At 66.0% G+C, this 15,435-nt stretch carries 12 protein-coding genes; 10 read left to right on the top strand and 2 right to left on the bottom strand.

What is annotated here, in order from left to right:
• Positions 1–79 precede the first annotated feature (79 nt).
• From ACP7A3_RS02195 to ACP7A3_RS02185, 3 genes are all read left to right on the top strand, one after another.
• Positions 80–1,849, top strand: a complete 1,770-nt coding sequence (locus tag ACP7A3_RS02195; protein ID WP_426254806.1) for a histidine kinase dimerization/phospho-acceptor domain-containing protein — start codon at positions 80–82, stop codon at positions 1,847–1,849.
• A gap of 3 nt (positions 1,850–1,852) precedes the next feature.
• On the top strand, positions 1,853–2,863 hold the full coding sequence (locus tag ACP7A3_RS02190) for a polysaccharide deacetylase family protein (protein ID WP_426254805.1): 1,011 nt from the start codon (positions 1,853–1,855) through the stop codon (positions 2,861–2,863).
• 325 nt (positions 2,864–3,188) lie between these two features.
• The gene (locus ACP7A3_RS02185; protein WP_018250831.1) at positions 3,189–3,422 is read left to right on the top strand and encodes a hypothetical protein; all 234 of its coding nucleotides are present in this window, start codon (positions 3,189–3,191) and stop codon (positions 3,420–3,422) included.
• 291 nt (positions 3,423–3,713) lie between these two features.
• Here the strand turns inward: ACP7A3_RS02185 and ACP7A3_RS02180 are convergent, their stop codons facing one another.
• Positions 3,714–4,181: an Hsp20 family protein gene (locus ACP7A3_RS02180; protein WP_426254804.1), complete on the bottom strand. Its 468-nt coding sequence runs from the start codon at positions 4,179–4,181 to the stop codon at positions 3,714–3,716.
• Positions 4,182–4,431: 250 nt separating this feature from the next.
• Here ACP7A3_RS02180 and ACP7A3_RS02175 point away from each other — a divergent pair, with 250 nt between their 5' ends.
• From ACP7A3_RS02175 to ACP7A3_RS02155, 5 genes are all read left to right on the top strand, one after another.
• Positions 4,432–6,927, top strand: coding sequence for a TonB-dependent receptor (locus ACP7A3_RS02175; RefSeq protein WP_426254803.1), 2,496 nt, complete (start codon positions 4,432–4,434; stop codon positions 6,925–6,927).
• 634 nt (positions 6,928–7,561) lie between these two features.
• Complete coding sequence (locus ACP7A3_RS02170; RefSeq protein WP_024310526.1) at positions 7,562–8,806, top strand: lipoprotein-releasing ABC transporter permease subunit; 1,245 nt, start codon at positions 7,562–7,564, stop codon at positions 8,804–8,806.
• A complete protein-coding gene (locus tag ACP7A3_RS02165; RefSeq protein WP_017978623.1) occupies positions 8,799–9,470 on the top strand; it encodes an ABC transporter ATP-binding protein in 672 nt (223 codons plus the stop codon). The genes ACP7A3_RS02170 and ACP7A3_RS02165 overlap by 8 nt, the downstream gene beginning before the upstream one ends.
• A complete protein-coding gene (locus ACP7A3_RS02160) occupies positions 9,467–10,060 on the top strand; it encodes a GNAT family N-acetyltransferase (RefSeq protein ID WP_426254802.1) in 594 nt (197 codons plus the stop codon). Before ACP7A3_RS02165 ends, ACP7A3_RS02160 begins: the two co-directional genes overlap by 4 nt.
• A complete protein-coding gene (locus tag ACP7A3_RS02155; RefSeq protein WP_426254801.1) occupies positions 10,057–10,536 on the top strand; it encodes a glutathione peroxidase in 480 nt (159 codons plus the stop codon). Before ACP7A3_RS02160 ends, ACP7A3_RS02155 begins: the two co-directional genes overlap by 4 nt.
• A gap of 152 nt (positions 10,537–10,688) precedes the next feature.
• On the opposite strand, the gene ACP7A3_RS02150 is transcribed toward ACP7A3_RS02155, so the two are convergent.
• Complete coding sequence (locus ACP7A3_RS02150) at positions 10,689–11,267, bottom strand: HdeD family acid-resistance protein (RefSeq protein ID WP_426254800.1); 579 nt, start codon at positions 11,265–11,267, stop codon at positions 10,689–10,691.
• Positions 11,268–11,375: 108 nt separating this feature from the next.
• Here ACP7A3_RS02150 and dnaE point away from each other — a divergent pair, with 108 nt between their 5' ends.
• A complete protein-coding gene (gene dnaE, locus ACP7A3_RS02145) occupies positions 11,376–14,882 on the top strand; it encodes a DNA polymerase III subunit alpha (RefSeq protein ID WP_426254799.1) in 3,507 nt (1,168 codons plus the stop codon).
• A complete protein-coding gene (moaB, locus tag ACP7A3_RS02140; RefSeq protein ID WP_426254798.1) occupies positions 14,882–15,409 on the top strand; it encodes a molybdenum cofactor biosynthesis protein B in 528 nt (175 codons plus the stop codon). Before dnaE ends, moaB begins: the two co-directional genes overlap by 1 nt.
• Positions 15,410–15,435: the final 26 nt, after the last annotated feature.

Raw genomic sequence — 15,435 nt, 5'->3', positions numbered from 1 at the left:
CACCTGTTTCCCCTGCGACTCCGGCTCGTTAAGGAATCGGTGTTGCGCCCCGCTGGCGTAACGCCTTCCGGGAGTGAGCGTGCGCTTCGACGACAGCCTCAAGACGGTGCTTTCCGCCGACATGGACAGCGGCTTCGGCGCGCAGTCGGCGTGGCGGCAGCTCGTCGACCTGATGGGGCGCGGACGGATCGCGGCGGACGAGCCGGGCCTGGCGCGGCTGCGCCTGTTGCGGCAGGCGGTGCCGCTGGCGGTGCGCTCTGCCAGTGCGCGGGCGCTCGCCTTTGCGACGCCGCCGGCGGCGCTTGTCGGGCTGTTCGCGGAAGATGCCTTTGCGGTCGCGGCGCCGTTGCTGCGCACGGTGACGCTGGACGCGGATACGTGGATTGCACTGCTGTCGCGCCTGTCGCCGCAGGGGCGGGCGTTGCTGCGCCATCGGCGTGACCTGCCCGCTGCGGTGGAGCGGGCGCTCGAGAGCTTCGGATCGGTCGATTTCGTTCTGACCGATGCGGCGGCCGATGTCCCACCGACGCCGGTCGCGTCGGATGTTGGGCCCGCTGAGGTGGAGCCGGCGGCCGCGCCGACGCCCGTGGTGGACGCGCCGAAGCCCAAGCCCGTCGTAACCGCGCCGCTCCCTGCGCCGGTCGAAGCCGAGCCGATCGTTGTCGCTCCCCGCGTGGTCGCGATGCCGACGGTCGCCTTTGCGCCGCCGGAGCCGCGGCCGATCGCGGCCGGCGGGTTTCAGATTGCCGACGTCGTCGCGCGCATCGATGCCTTCCAGCGCCAGCGCGAACCGCTGGCGGCACCCGCCGAGGCAGTGGAGCAGGCGCCTGCCACTTGCTTCCGCTTCGATACCGACAGTGCCGGCGTGATCTGTGCGGTGGACGGCGTGACGCGCGGGCCGCTGATCGGCGTGTCGTTGGCGGTGGGGGCACCGCAGGGCGTGGTCCGCATCGATGCCGGCATCAACGGCGCGTTCCGCCAGCGGCAGCGCTTCGCGGACGTGCGGCTCGACGTCGGAGGATCGTCGGACGCGGGCGGCGCATGGCGGGTGACGGGCGAGCCGCAATTCGATGCCGCGACGGGCCGCTTCACCGGCTATGCCGCGATCGCCCGCCGACCGCGCAGCGACGAGGACGCGGGACGGCCTGTGCAGGGTAGCGGCGCGTCCGATTCGCTGCGCCAGCTGGTGCATGAATTGCGGACGCCGACCAACGCGATTTCGGGCTTTGCCGAGCTGATCGAGGCGCAGCTGCTGGGGCCGGTATCGCCCGTCTATCGCGACCACGCCGCGACGATCCGCCGCCACGCCGATGGGCTGATCGCGGCGATCGAGGATCTGGATACCGCGGCGCGGATCGAAGGCCGCGCGCTGGAACTGCGCCCGCGGGCCGTCGCGATCGAGCCGCTGCTGGAACGGATCGCGACCGATCTGGCGCCGCTGGCGGCGCTGCGCGGGACGGCGCTCGACATCCATCCGATGGGCGATCATGCCGCGCTCGCCGACGATCGGGCGATGGAGCGGCTGCTGTCGCGCTTGCTCGCCACCTTGACCTCTGCCGCCGTTGCCGGGGAACGGATCGATATCGCCGAAGCGCCCGCGCCGGCAGGGCAGGTGGCGCTGTGCTTCGCGCGCCCGCACGCGCTGGGCACCGGCGGTGAAGACGCGTTGCTCAGCATCGATGCCGATGCCGGAGAGGAGGGCGCGCCGCTGCTGGGCGCGGGCTTCGCGCTGCGGCTGGCGCGCAACCTGGCGAGCGAGATGGGCGGCGCGTTGATCTTCGGTGACCATCTGTTGACACTGCGCCTGCCTGCCGCCGTACAAGAGGGGATGGAGCAGGCGGCCAACTGACCCGTGCGACGAGGCACTATCCCGCCGTACCGGCCGCCCGCCCCGACGGTCGACACGCTGATTCGCTGGCCGGAGAGCTTCGGCACTCGGTTCCTCGTGTTCGTCGACGTCGAGGAGGAGTTCGACTGGTCCGCTCCGCTGGAGGCGCGGCATCGGTCGGTGACGGCGATGCGGGCGCTGCCGGCGGCGCATGCGCGCTTTGCGGATCGGGGCGTGGGGCTGGTCTGCCTCGTCGACCATCCGGTGGCGAGCGATACCGAGGCGGTGGCGATCCTGCGGGACGTCGTGGCGGACGGGCGATCGACGATCGGAGCGCAGCTGCATTCCTGGGTCACGCCGCCATTTGGTGTGCCATCGCCGGGCGACAGCTATCCGGGCAATTTGCCGCGGGCCGCACAGGCGGCGAAGCTGGATGTGTTGACCAATGTGCTGGGCGCGGCGTTCGGTGCTGCGCCGATCGTCTATCGTGCGGGTCGGTACGGCATCGGCCCGGATACGGCAGAGCTGTTGGCCGAGCGGGGCTATCGCGTCGAAACGTCGATCCGTGCGCGCTATGACTATTCGGCGGATGGCGGGCCGGATTTCAGCCGGATCGGCAGCGAGGCCTATCGATTGGGATCGTTGATCGAGGTGCCGTTGACCAGCGTGTTCACCGGCGCGCTGCGCGATCACGGCGCTGGGCTTTATCCGGTGCTGGGGCGGGTGCCGCACGGGCGCGGCATCGCGGCACGAAGTGGGTTGTTGCAGCGAGTCGCGCTGACGCCGGAGGACATGCCGATCGAGCAGGCCTTGGCCGCGGTGCGGATCGCGGTGCGCGACGAGGGGCAGCGGCTGCTCACCTTCTCCTTCCATTCGCCGTCGCTGGAACCGGGGCACACGCCCTATGTGCGCGATGCTCGCGATCTCGACCGGTTTTGGCATTGGTGGGATCGGATGTTCGCCGAACTGGATGCGCTCGAGGTGAGACCGACGACGCTGGAGGCGATGTTGGCGGCTGCCGACGGCCAGGTATGACGCGCCGCAGGGGGCGTATTGCAGGCGGATTTGCGGTGACAGGGGCAAAACCGAAGACTGGGTACGCCCGACATCGACGCCGATAAACGTCCGGTGCGGCTTGTTCGGCCAGATGCGCGCACATGCAAATAGGACGATGCGCGGTCATCATTCGCTGGGATAACGCTCGCCGTCACGAGACAGTAACACTAGAGCAGATGCTGCCGACTTGCTTGGTACATTTGCAACACTGGCGCCTGCCTTTTGGGCGATGCGGCGATTTTACCTTGAATTCGATGAATTATTTGTCATTGGAGCATCTCAACCTACCAAAGAGGGGACCATCATGGTTGCCAAGTATCTGATGGCTGTCGCTGCAGCCGCTCTCGCCGTGGCCCCCGCTGCGGCCGCTCCGTCGAACCCCGCCGCGAGCCTGTCGGTTGCCAAGTCGGTCCGCACCGGTTCGGCGTCGGCGAAGAAGAACGAACTGGCCGGTGGCGGTCTGATCGTTGCCCTGGTCGCGGCGGCTGCCGTCGTTGCCGGCATCGTGATCGTCGCTGACAGCGGCGACAGCAATTAAGAGTTTCTGACGATCCGGCGGAGTTCCCAAGACGCTCGCCGATCGACATGACTTTAAAGGCAAGGGGGGCTTCGGCTCCCCTTGTTGATTCTGGGGCCGTTTCAGACGGTCCAAAGTGACGAACTGAAGCGGCGTTGCGATCGTCGGCCATCCAACCGGTTAGCCGATCACCGGGTGACGGCGTTGCCGTGGATCGACGCCGTCGGGCAAATCGGTTCGCAGCATAAACAAGGCGCCCGGACCGTACGATCCGAGCGCCCCTGATCACCTCTAAGGAAGTGCTACGTCGGCTTACGCAGCCTTGGCGGCGTCCGCGTTTGTGTCGACGGCGGCCAGCGGCGCACCGGTCTTAATCGCGATGCTCTTCGGCTTCATCGCTTCCGGCACTTCGCGGACCAGATCGATCACGAGCAGGCCATCGTTAAGCCGCGCATCCTCGACGAACACGAAGTCGGCGAGTTCGAAGCGACGCTCGAAGCTGCGGTTGGCGATGCCAATGTGCAGGAAGTTGGTGTTGGCCGCCTTGTCGTCCTTCTTGCCAGCGACGAGCAGCAGGTTCTGCTGCGCCGTGATCTCGATCTCGTCGCGGCTGAATCCGGCGACGGCGAGCGTGATCCGGTAACGGTCGTCAGCGATCCGTTCGAGGTTGAACGGCGGGTAGTTTTCCGCCGTCGCGGCGCGCGCGTTGCTTTCCAGCATATCGAACAGACGGTCGAAACCGATGGTCGAGCGGCGATAGGGGGTCAGGTCGAGTCGCATGTCAAATCCTCCGAATGAAGCGAGTTGAACGACGGCATCCACAACGGTGCGATGCCGGCGCATGGCCCATCATGGCGCCATGCGTGACTGAATTTGGGAAGGTCCGTATCGGCTTCAAGAGGGGGTAGGCCGGAAAAATCGTAAGTGAATTCAGACCACGAAGCCCGGCTATCGCAGCCCCAAGCTTCTCCATCTTTGTAATCCCAGCGATTCGGGGGAGTTTGATGGCAACGATAAAAGGGAGCTTTCGATGTCGCTGACGCTTGCCATGCTGCTTGCCGGCCAGACCGTGTTGCAGCCTACGCCCGAGCCCGTGCCGACACCCGAAAGCGCGGCCACACAGGACGACGCGAGCGCGGCGCAGGGTGCCCCCGCCCCGGCGGGTGCCGGCGACATCGTCGTCACCGCACGGCGCCGCGCCGAATCGGTGCAGCGGGTGCCAATCGCCATCTCGGTGATCGGCGGCGCCGAGCTCGACAAGACGGGCGCGTTCAACGTCAACCGCTTGCAACAGCAGCAGCCCTCTCTGCAGTTCTACTCGAGCAACCCGCGCAATTCGGCGATCAACATTCGCGGGCTCGGCGCACCATTCGGCCTGACCAACGACGGGATCGAACAGGGCGTCGGCTTCTACGTCGATGGCGTGTACATCGGGCGGATCGGCGCCTCGACCTTCGACTTCGTCGATGTCGAGCGCGTGGAGGTGCTGCGCGGACCGCAGGGCACGCTGTACGGTAAGAATACGACGTCGGGGGCGCTGAACATCACGACCCGGCCGCCGAGCTTCACCCCCGAGGCGCGGATCGAGCTGACCGCCGGTAATTACGAATTCGTCCAGGCCAAGGCGTCGGTATCGGGCCCGCTGTCGGATCGGGTCGCGCTGCGCCTGTCCGCGTCGTCGACGCAGCGCCAGGGCACGATCTATGACGTCACATCGGGGCGCAACCTGCACCGGCTCGACAACAATGGCGTGCGGGGACAGTTGCTGTGGAATGCGAGCGACAGCCTGAATTTCACGCTGTCGGGCGATTACAACGTGCAGAATCCGCTCTGCTGCGTGCAATATTACGCCCGAGTCGGCACCACGCAGCGGCCGATCGCGCGGCAATATGCGGCGCTTGCCGCGGCGTTCACTTATCGGCCGCCCAGCACCAATCCGTTCGATCGCGTGACCGACCTGGATGCGCCGATCAATTCGCGGCAGGAGATCGGCGGTGTCTCGCTGGTCGGCAATTGGGATCTGGGGCCGGCGACGCTGACCTCGGTCAGCGCGTGGCGCTACTGGGATTGGCAGCCGCAGAACGATCGCGATTTCATCGGCCTGCCGATCACGACGGTGTCGCAGAACCCGTCGCAGCAGAAACAGGTGTCGCAGGAGCTGCGCCTCGCCTCCAATGGCACCAACCGGCTGGACTATACGGTCGGCGCCTTCTTCTTTCACCAGACGATCAATACGCAGGGCTCGCAAGTGCAGGGATCGGCGGCGAGCCGGTTCCTGCTGTCGGGCAATGACGCGAACAATCCCAATGTGCTGAACGGCCTGACGTCGACGAACACGATCAACTTCGACAACACCAGCTTCGCGGTGTTCGGCAAGCTGAACTGGGCGCTGACCGATGCGCTGCACATCCAGCCGGGCCTGCGCGTCAATTACGATCGCAAGTCGGGCTTCTACGAATCGGTCGTCAGCATCCGTAACGCGCAATATGCCTTCACCGCGACGGCGGACAACGTGGCCGCTCTGCTGGCATCGCAGCCGACTGCGGCGGCGCGCACGACGTTTCAGAACCAGATCAACACGCTGGCGCCGCAGCGCTATAGCCCGCGGTTCAGCGCGTGGAACACTTCGGGCGACATCACCGTGTCGTATGACGTCAGTCCCGACATCCACGCCTATGCGACCTATGCCCGCAGCTTCAAATCGGGCGGTATCAACCTGTCGGGCCTGCCGCTCAATTCCACCAGCACCGGCGTCGACCTGTCGACGCAGACCGTGAAGCCCGAGAAGGTCAACAATTACGAGATCGGGTTGAAGACGCAGTTCCTCAACCGGCGGCTGACGCTGAACCTTGCCGGATACTGGACCGATGTGTTCGATTATCAGGCTACGGTGAACAACAATGCGATCAACGTGATCCGTGGCTATCTTGCCAATGCGGGTCAGGTGCGGTCGCGCGGGTTCGAATTCGATACGAGCTTTCGGCCGAGCAGCCGGCTGAACCTGTACGTCAACGGCGCCTTCACCGACGCAAAATACGTCCGCTTTGCCAATGCGCCCTGCCCGCCGGAATTGTCGGGTGGCTCTGCGGCCAGTGCCACGAATCCGGCGAGTCCGGCAGGGCAGGCCGGCAGTTCCACCCAGCCATCGTACAGCCCGGCCCAATGCGACATCTCCGGTCAGCGGCTGCCCGGCATCTCGAAATGGTCGTTCTCGTTCGGCGGCGAATATAACGTACCGGTGGGGAGTAAGGGCGGCGAAGCCTATGTCGGCTATGACGGCAATTACCGTTCACGCTTTTCGTCCAACCCGTCACCGTCGGCCTATACCTGGATCGAGGGTTATTCGCTGTCCAACGTCCGCGCCGGCTATCGCGAGGGCGGTATCAACGTGTTCGGTTGGGTGCGCAACGTGTTCGACAAGCAGTATTTCGAGCTGCTCTCGACCCAGTCGGGCAGCACAGGGTTGATCGTGGGGCAGCCGGGCGATCCGCGGACCTATGGTGTGACGCTGTCGACGCGGTTCTAGGGGTTTCCCCCCGTCGTCTTGGCATAAGCCAGGATGACGAAGAGTGCGGCGGTATACGCTCTTCGTCATTCCCGCGGAGGCGGGAATCCAGACGCGCTAGGCTCCCAGCTTGATTCGCGGACGTTCGCCAATCTGGATTCCCGCCTTCGCGGGAATGACGGTTGAAGGGTGGCGGTGGTCGGGAGCAGGGGGTGGGGCGCGGCCTCGCGTACCGGCCAAACCAGCGTCGATCGTGAGAACGACCCCGCGTTCGGACGACGTTCAGCTTTGATCTGCGATAAGAGACGATGCCGGACGGGGGGCGTGAATTGGAAGCTCCCGCCCTTCGCCCGGCGCCGTCGAGGCGGTCCGGACAAGCAAACGCCCGGACCGTTTCCGATCCGGGCGCCTGCGTGACGAGAAACCCGTCAGCCCCCTTAGGTTGTGTCGTAAACGATCGCGCGTTTTCGCTGCGTCGCCGGAACACTGTTTCCCCGAACCACGGCCGTTGCCTGTGTCTCAGACGAGTCTGTGCTAGGCAGGGGCAGGGGCTTTGTCACCGGATATTGTCGCCCGTCCTTTCGATTGCGGCTGCCCTGTGTCGAATCCGCAACATTTGTTGCTTGTCGCCGTCTCTCCGCCTAGAGCCGCGGCCATGATCCTCTCTACCTATGAACGGATGATCGCGCGGCGATATCTGCTGCCGGGCAAGGGGGAGGCGTTCATCTTCCTCGTCGCCTCGATCAGCCTCGTCGCAGTGATGCTCGGTGTGGCGGCGCTCGTCATCGTCATGAGCGTGATGAACGGCTTTCGCGCCGAGCTGTTCGACAAGATCGTCGGCCTGAACGGCCATGCGGTGATTCAGTTCGATCCCACCCGCCCCGTCGACTGGCGCCAGGTGGTGGCCGAGGCGAAGCGGACGCCCAACATCACGTCGGCGGTGCCGATGATCGAGCAGCCGCTGGCGGCGACGTATAACGGCCGGGCGGAGGCGGTGCTGGTCCGCGGCGTGCGGATGCAGGATATCGCGCCGGTGATCGGCAACAAGGTGGTGATGGGGTCGCTTGCCGGCGTGACGCCGGGCAGCGGCCGGATCGCGATCGGCAGCCGGCTGGCCGAAGCGCTGGGCGCGACGGTCGGCAGCGACATCTCGCTGTTCAGCCCGCAGGGGCAGACGACGCCGTTCGGCACCGTGCCGCGTATCGTCAGCTACAAGGTCGCCGCGATCTTCGAGATCGGGTTGTACGATTACGACAAGCAATATGTCTTCATGCCGATCGAGGACGCGCAGACGCTGCTGCTGCTCGGCGACAATGTCGGCATGGTTGAGATCGAGACGAACAACGCCGACAAGGTGGGGCAGATCCTGGCGCCGCTGGGCGACAAATTGCCGCCCGGCGCGGTGATCAGCGACTGGCGCAGCATGAATGCGCAGCTGTTCCAGGCGCTGGAGGTCGAGCGTGTGGCGATGTTCACCGTGCTGTCGATCATCATCCTAGTCGCGGTGTTCAACATTCTGTCCAGCCTCATCATGCTGGTGCGCGCCAAGACGCGCGACATCGCGATCCTCAGGACCATGGGTGCGACGCGGGGCGGGTTGATGCGCATCTTCATGGTGGTCGGCACGACGATCGGCGCGCTCGGCACGGTCGCGGGGCTGCTCTTGGGCTTCGTGTTCCTGTTCTATCGCCAGGCGGTGGTGAATTTGGTGCAGATGGTGACGGGGCAGAACCTGTGGGATCCGTCGATCCGCTATCTCACCGAACTGCCGTCGAAGCCCGATCCCGTAGAGATCATCGTGATCGCGATCATGGCGCTGGTGTTCAGCTTCCTCGCGACGCTGTATCCGGCGTGGAAGGCGGCGAGCACCGATCCGGTACAGGTCCTTCGCTATGAATAATGTCCTCGAAACCGGCCGCCTGACGCGCAGCTTCACGCAGGGCGGCGAGACGATCCACGTCCTGCGCGGCGTCGACCTGACGGTGGCGCCGGGCGAGATCGTCGCGCTGGTCGGGCCGTCGGGTTCGGGCAAGTCGACGCTGCTGCAGGCGGTGGGCTTGCTGGAGGGTGGGTTCGAGGGTTCGATCCGGATCGCCGGCACCGAGGCGGCGAAGCTCGACGCGCATGGGCGCACCGTGATGCGCCGCGATCATCTGGGCTTCGTGTATCAGTTCCACCATCTGCTGCCCGACTTCAACGCGACCGAGAATGTCGTGCTGCCGCAGCTGGTGCATGGAGCGGCACGCAAGGCGGCGGACGATCGCGCGGTCGCGTTGCTCACCGCGCTGGGGCTGGGTCATCGCCTGACGCACCGGCCTAGCCAGCTGTCGGGCGGCGAGCAGCAGCGTGTCGCGGTGGCGCGCGCGCTGGCCAACCGGCCGGCGCTGGTGCTGGCGGACGAGCCGACCGGCAACCTCGACGAACATACCGCCGATATCGTGCTGGCCGAGTTCCTGCGGCTGGTGCGCGGCGAGGGTTCGGCGGCGCTGATCGCGACGCATAACGAGCGGCTGGCGCAGAAGATGGACCGCGTCGTGCGCCTGCACGAGGGCGTGCTGTCGTGAGCGATGCGTGGCGGACTACCCCGACCTTGGTCGGCCGTCACGTCACGTTGCGGCCGCTTGTCGCCGAGGACAAGGACGCGCTGGTCGCCGTCGCTGCGACGGATGACTTGTGGGATATATTCTACGCGAGCGTGTCTCAACTAAAGGACGCGGATCGCTGGTTTGCCGCCACGTTCGCGCAGGTCGAGCAGGGACGGGCGCTGGTATTCGCGGTATGCGATCCGGCGGGCGCAGTTGTCGGCACCACGCGCTACATGCGGATGAACGAAGGCCATCGGCGTCTGGAGGTCGGCGGCACCTTCTATGCGACGCGGGTCCAACGCACCGGCGTGAATACCGAGGCGAAGCGACTGCTGTTGACGCATGCCTTCGACACGATGGGCGTACAGTGCGTGCAGATCCGGACCGATGCGCTCAACATCCGCAGCCAGCGCGCGATCGAACGGTTGGGCGCGAAGCGGGATGGCGTGCTGCGCGGTCATCAGATCGTCGGCGGGCGGCTGCGCGACAGCGTCGTCTATTCGATCCTGGACCGCGAATGGCCGGGCGTGCGCCAGAATCTGGACTATCTGCTTGCGAGGTACGCATGAGCGGCATCACCGATCTCACTGTGCGGGGCGCGGACGGCAACCCGCTGTCGCTGGACGGCTGGGCGGGGCAGGTGCTGCTGATCGTCAACACCGCGTCGAAATGCGGGTTCACGCCGCAGTACGAAGGGCTGGAGGCGCTGCATCGGCGGTTCGCCGACAAGGGGTTCGAGGTGCTGGCCTTTCCCTGCAACCAGTTCGGCGCGCAGGAGCCGGGCGATGCGGCGGAGATCGCGAATTTCTGTTCGCTGACCTATGACGTGACGTTTCCGGTGTTCGCCAAGATCGACGTCAACGGTGCGGCGGCCGATCCGTTGTTCGAGCGGCTGAAGACGGCGGCGCCTGGCGTGCTGGGTTCCAAGGCGATCAAGTGGAACTTCACGAAGTTCCTGGTGGATCGGTCGGGCCAGGTCGTGCGGCGCTATGCGCCGACGACGAAGCCGGAAGACCTTGCGGCAGATATCGAGGCCTTGCTGTAGGGCGGGCCTCGCCCCACACGGGCGTCACCCCGGACTTGTTCCGGGGGCCACTCCGCGGCGAGGACGGCTGGAGCCTCTTGCCGTTCCCTGGCGGGCCGGTGGACCCCGGAACGAGTCCGGGGTGACGGGGTGGGTGGGGCTAGCGGCGTGCCTTACAGCGCTGGGGCGGCGAAGGGCTTGGCGCCTTTCTTGTGGTGGAGCGCCGACAGGATCGAGGTCACGCCGCCGAAGACGAAGCTGATGCCGAGGATGAAGCCCGGCAGCGTCAGCGCCGACCAGGGCAGCGTCGCGAGGACGTAGATCGCGAGCAGTATGTTGACGACGCCGAGGGCGATCATCAGCCCGCGTCCACGCTTGAAGCGTGCGCCGAGGCCGATTTCCATCGCGCCGCGGATACCGAGCCACACGCCGACCAGCAGCGTCAGCGACAGCGCGCCGGACATCGGATCGAAGGCCATCAGCACGCCGATGACCAGCGACAGCAGGCCGAAGCCGATCGCATAGCCACGCCCTTCGTGCTTGCTTATCACGCCCGCCGCGAGCGAGACGATGCCGGCGGCGATGAAGAAGGCGCCGATCACCAGAGTCGCGGCATAGGTGGCGGCGAAGGGATTGAGGAAGGCGAGGACGCCGAGCGTCAGCGACAGCACGCCATAAGCGAGGATCCAGGCCCATCCGGCCCCGGCGGCGGTGGGTGCTAGCGGATCGGTGAAGGTGCGCGTGTCGGCCATGGCGATATCTCCTCGTTATGGGCGCGAAACGAGGTTATCCACCGCTGGTTCCGTCCATTCCGGGCGGGTCGCCTGTTCGAATCGGGTCGGAGTCGCTAAGTGGTTCGCATGGCTCATTCGGGTTTCGTGCCGCTTCGCATTTTTTCGTCCTACACGATGCTCGACGGGGCGATCGATCCGAAGGCGATCGCGAAGCAGGCCAAGGCGCAGAAGTTTCCGGCAGCCGGCCTGACCGATCGCAACGGCCTATACGCGGCCATGGCCTTTTCGGACGCGGCGAAGAAGGACGGCGTGCAGCCGGTGATCGGGACGATGCTCTGCGTAGCGCGGCCCGATATGCCCGATGGCGTCGCCGCGCCGCTCGACTGGATCGCGCTCTATGCGCAGGATACGACGGGCTACGACAATCTGTGCGCGCTGGTGAGCATGGCGCATCTCGACCGGCCGATCGAATTGCCGGCGCATGTCGATTTCGCCGCATTGGAAGGCCGGACCGATGGCCTGATCGCGTTGACCGCGGGGGCCGAAGGCGGATTGGCGCGCCTGTTCCACGAGGATCAGCCTGACCGCGCGCGTGCCTATTGCGACCGGTTGCAGGCGCTGTTCCCCGACCGGTTGTACGTCGAACTCGTCCGCCGCGGCGACGCGGTGGAGGAAGCGGCCGAGCAGGCGCTGATCGACCTTGCCTATGATCGCGACCTGCCGCTGGTCGCGACCAATCCGTGCTGCTTTTCCGACAGCGGCTTCCTCGATGCGCACGACGCCATGCTGTGCATCGCGCATTCGACCTATGTCGAAAGCGAGGATCGTGTCCGTTCGTGCCCCGATGCATGGCTGAAACCCGCCGAGGTGATGAAGCAGCTGTTCGCCGATCTGCCCGAAGCGATCGACAATACGCTGGTCGTGGCGCAGCGCTGCGCGGTAATGGCGCCCTATCGCAAGCCGATCCTGCCCAGCCTGGCGGGCGATCGCGACGGCGAGGCGGCGATGCTGCGCGATCAGGCGGCAGCGGGACTGGAAGCGCGGCTCGACCGGATCGAGGAACTGGGTGCGCAGCCCGACGATCCCAATTGGCGGGATGCGTATCGCGAGCGGCTGGCGTTCGAGGTGAACGTCATCGTCCAGATGGGTTTCCCCGGATACTTCCTGATCGTCGGCGACTTCATCAAATGGGCGAAGGATCACGATATTCCGGTGGGGCCGGGTCGTGGTTCGGGCGCGGGCTCGGTCGTCGCTTGGGCGCTGACGATCACCGACCTTGATCCGATGAAGCTGGGCCTGCTGTTCGAGCGATTCTTGAACCCGGAACGCGTGTCGATGCCCGACTTCGACATCGACTTTTGCGAAACCCGGCGTGGCGAGGTCATCCGCTACGTGCAGGAAAAATACGGCCGCGATCAGGTCGCGCAGATCATCACCTTCGGTAAGCTGAAGGCGCGCGCGGTGTTGAAGGACACCGGCCGCGTGCTCCAGATGAGCTATGGCCAGGTCGACCGCCTCGCCAAGCTGGTGCCCAACCATCCGACCGATCCCTGGGACCTGAAGCGCGCGCTGAATGGCGTGCCCGAGTTGGCGAAGGAATATGCCAACGACAATCAGGTCCGCCGCCTGCTCGACCTCGCGACCAAGCTGGAGGGCCTGCCGCGCCATTCGTCGACGCACGCCGCGGGCGTGGTCATCGGCGACCGGCCGCTGAGCCAGCTCGTCCCCCTCTATCGCGATCCGCGGTCGGACATGCCGGTGACGCAGTTCGACATGAAATATGTCGAGGGCGCGGGGCTGGTGAAGTTCGACTTCCTCGGCCTGAAGACGCTGTCGGTTCTGAAGAAGGCCGTACAACTGCTTGGCAAGCGCGACATTTCGATCGACCTGGATGCGCTGCCCTGGGACGACGAGGCGACGTACAAGCTGCTCCAGAAGGGCGACACGGTCGGCGTGTTCCAGCTGGAATCGGAGGGGATGCGGCGCACGCTCAGCGCCGTCCGCCCGACTAATTTCGGCGACATCATTGCGCTCGTGTCGCTGTATCGCCCCGGCCCGATGGACAACATCCCGAGCTTCGGGCGGCGCAAGCAGGGGTCCGAGGAGATCCTCTACCCGCACCCGCTGCTGGAACCGATCCTGAAGGAGACCTACGGGATCTTCGTCTACCAGGAACAGGTGATGCAGGCCGCGCAGATCCTGGCAGGCTACAGCCTGGGCGGCGCCGATTTGCTGCGCCGCGCGATGGGCAAGAAGATCAAGGCGGAGATGGACGCGCAGCGCGCGACCTTCGTCGCCGGTTGCGCCGAGCATAACGGCATCAAGGCGGATTACGCCAACCAGCTGTTCGACTTGATCGACAAGTTCGCGGGCTACGGCTTCAACAAGAGCCACGCCGCGGCCTATGCGCTGCTCGCCTATCAGACTGCGTGGCTGAAGGCGCACCACCCGCACGAATTCTTCGCCGCATCGATGTGTTACGACATGGCGCAGACCGACAAGCTCTGCATCTTCGTCGACGACATGCGGCGCCTCGGCGTCGACATCGTCGGGCCCGACATCAATCAGAGCGATGCCGAGTTCGACGTGCAGACGGTCGGGGAGGGCGAGGAACGCCGCCTCGCGGTTCGCTATGCGCTTGGCGCGCTGAAGTCCGTCGGCGAAGGTGCGATGGAGAAACTGATAGTCGAGCGGGTCGCGGCCGGGCCCTTCAAGAGCCTCGACGACCTCGCCAATCGCGTCGATCCGCGACTGATCAACAAGCGGCAGCTCGAAACGCTGGCCGCGGCGGGGGCGTTCGACGCGATCGAGCCGAACCGCGCTGCGGTTCATGCCGTCGCCGAGACGATCCTGGGCCTCGCCGCTTCGACGCATGCCGGGCGGACGAGCGGTCAGGGCGGCCTGTTTGGTGGAGATGAGGTTGCCGGCGATACGATCCGGCTGCCGCAGGGGCTGCGCTGGACGATGGCGCAGGCGATGGAGCAGGAAAAGGACGCCTTCGGCTTCTATTTCTCCGCGCATCCCGTCGATCGACACGCGCATCTCGCCAAGATGCATGGCGCGCGGCAATATGTCGCGCTGACCGAGTTGCGCATTCCGGAGGACGGCACACGCGCGGGGGCGACGATGGCGGTGCTGGTCGAGGATGCGCGCTGGCGCACCTCGGCCCGCGGCAAGCGCTACATGATGGCGACGCTGTCGGATGCGAGCGGCCAGTTCGTCGCGACCTGTTTCGACGATGGCGTCGCGGCGGAACTGGAAGAGGCGGCACGCTGCGGCGGGTGCGGCCTGATCACGGTGGAACTCGATCGGCGGCCGGGCGAAGAGACACCGCGCGTGTCGGTCAAGCGCATCCAGCCGTTCGAGGGGCTGGCGTCGATGGCGCGCTTCACGATCGAGGCGCGGGTGGCGACGGCGGAGGCGTTCGCGGCGTTGGCGACCTTGCTGGGTGAGGCGCGCGGTGCGCGCGGCGAAGTGCGCGCGCGCATTCCGGCAGGTGATGGCGAGGCGGTCGTCCTGCTCGGGCGCGATTTCCTGCTCGACCTCGAACTGGTCGAGGCGATCCAGGCGATCCCGGGGATCAGCAACGTGGCGCTCGACCGGGTCGCTTCGCAGCTGCGGGCGGTGGGCTGATGCCGATCGATCCCGATCTGCCGTTCCGCGCGATCAATATCGCGGTGCTGACCGTATCAGACACGCGAGGGCTCGCCGAGGATCGGTCGGGCGATACGCTCGTCGCGCGGCTGGAGGGCGCGGGGCACCGCCTCGCCGATCGCGTCATCCTGCGCGACGACATCGAGGCCATCATCGCGCAACTGGAGCGGTGGATCGATGATCCCGCGATCGATTGCGTCATCACGACGGGCGGCACCGGCGTGACGGGACGCGACGTGACGCCGGAGGCGGTCGAGCGGGTCGCGACGAAGATGATTCCGGGGTTCGGCGAACTGTTCCGATATCTGAGCTTCGCCAAGATCGGCACGTCGACCGTCCAGTCGCGCGCCTGCGCCTGTGTTGCGCGGGGGACCTATGTCTTCGCGCTGCCGGGTTCGACCGGGGCGGTGAAGGATGGGTGGGACGGCATCCTTGCCGATCAGTTGGACAGCCGGCATCGGCCCTGCAACTTCGTCGAGCTGATGCCGCGCCTGACCGAACGATAGGGCGGACCTTCGCGGGCGTCCGCGAC

This window comes from Sphingomonas sp. DC5200-1, from assembly GCF_049897245.1.
In the GTDB taxonomy this organism is placed as follows: Bacteria; Pseudomonadota; Alphaproteobacteria; order Sphingomonadales; family Sphingomonadaceae; genus Sphingomonas; species Sphingomonas aquatilis.
This window is presented reverse-complemented; position numbering and strand designations above follow the sequence as displayed.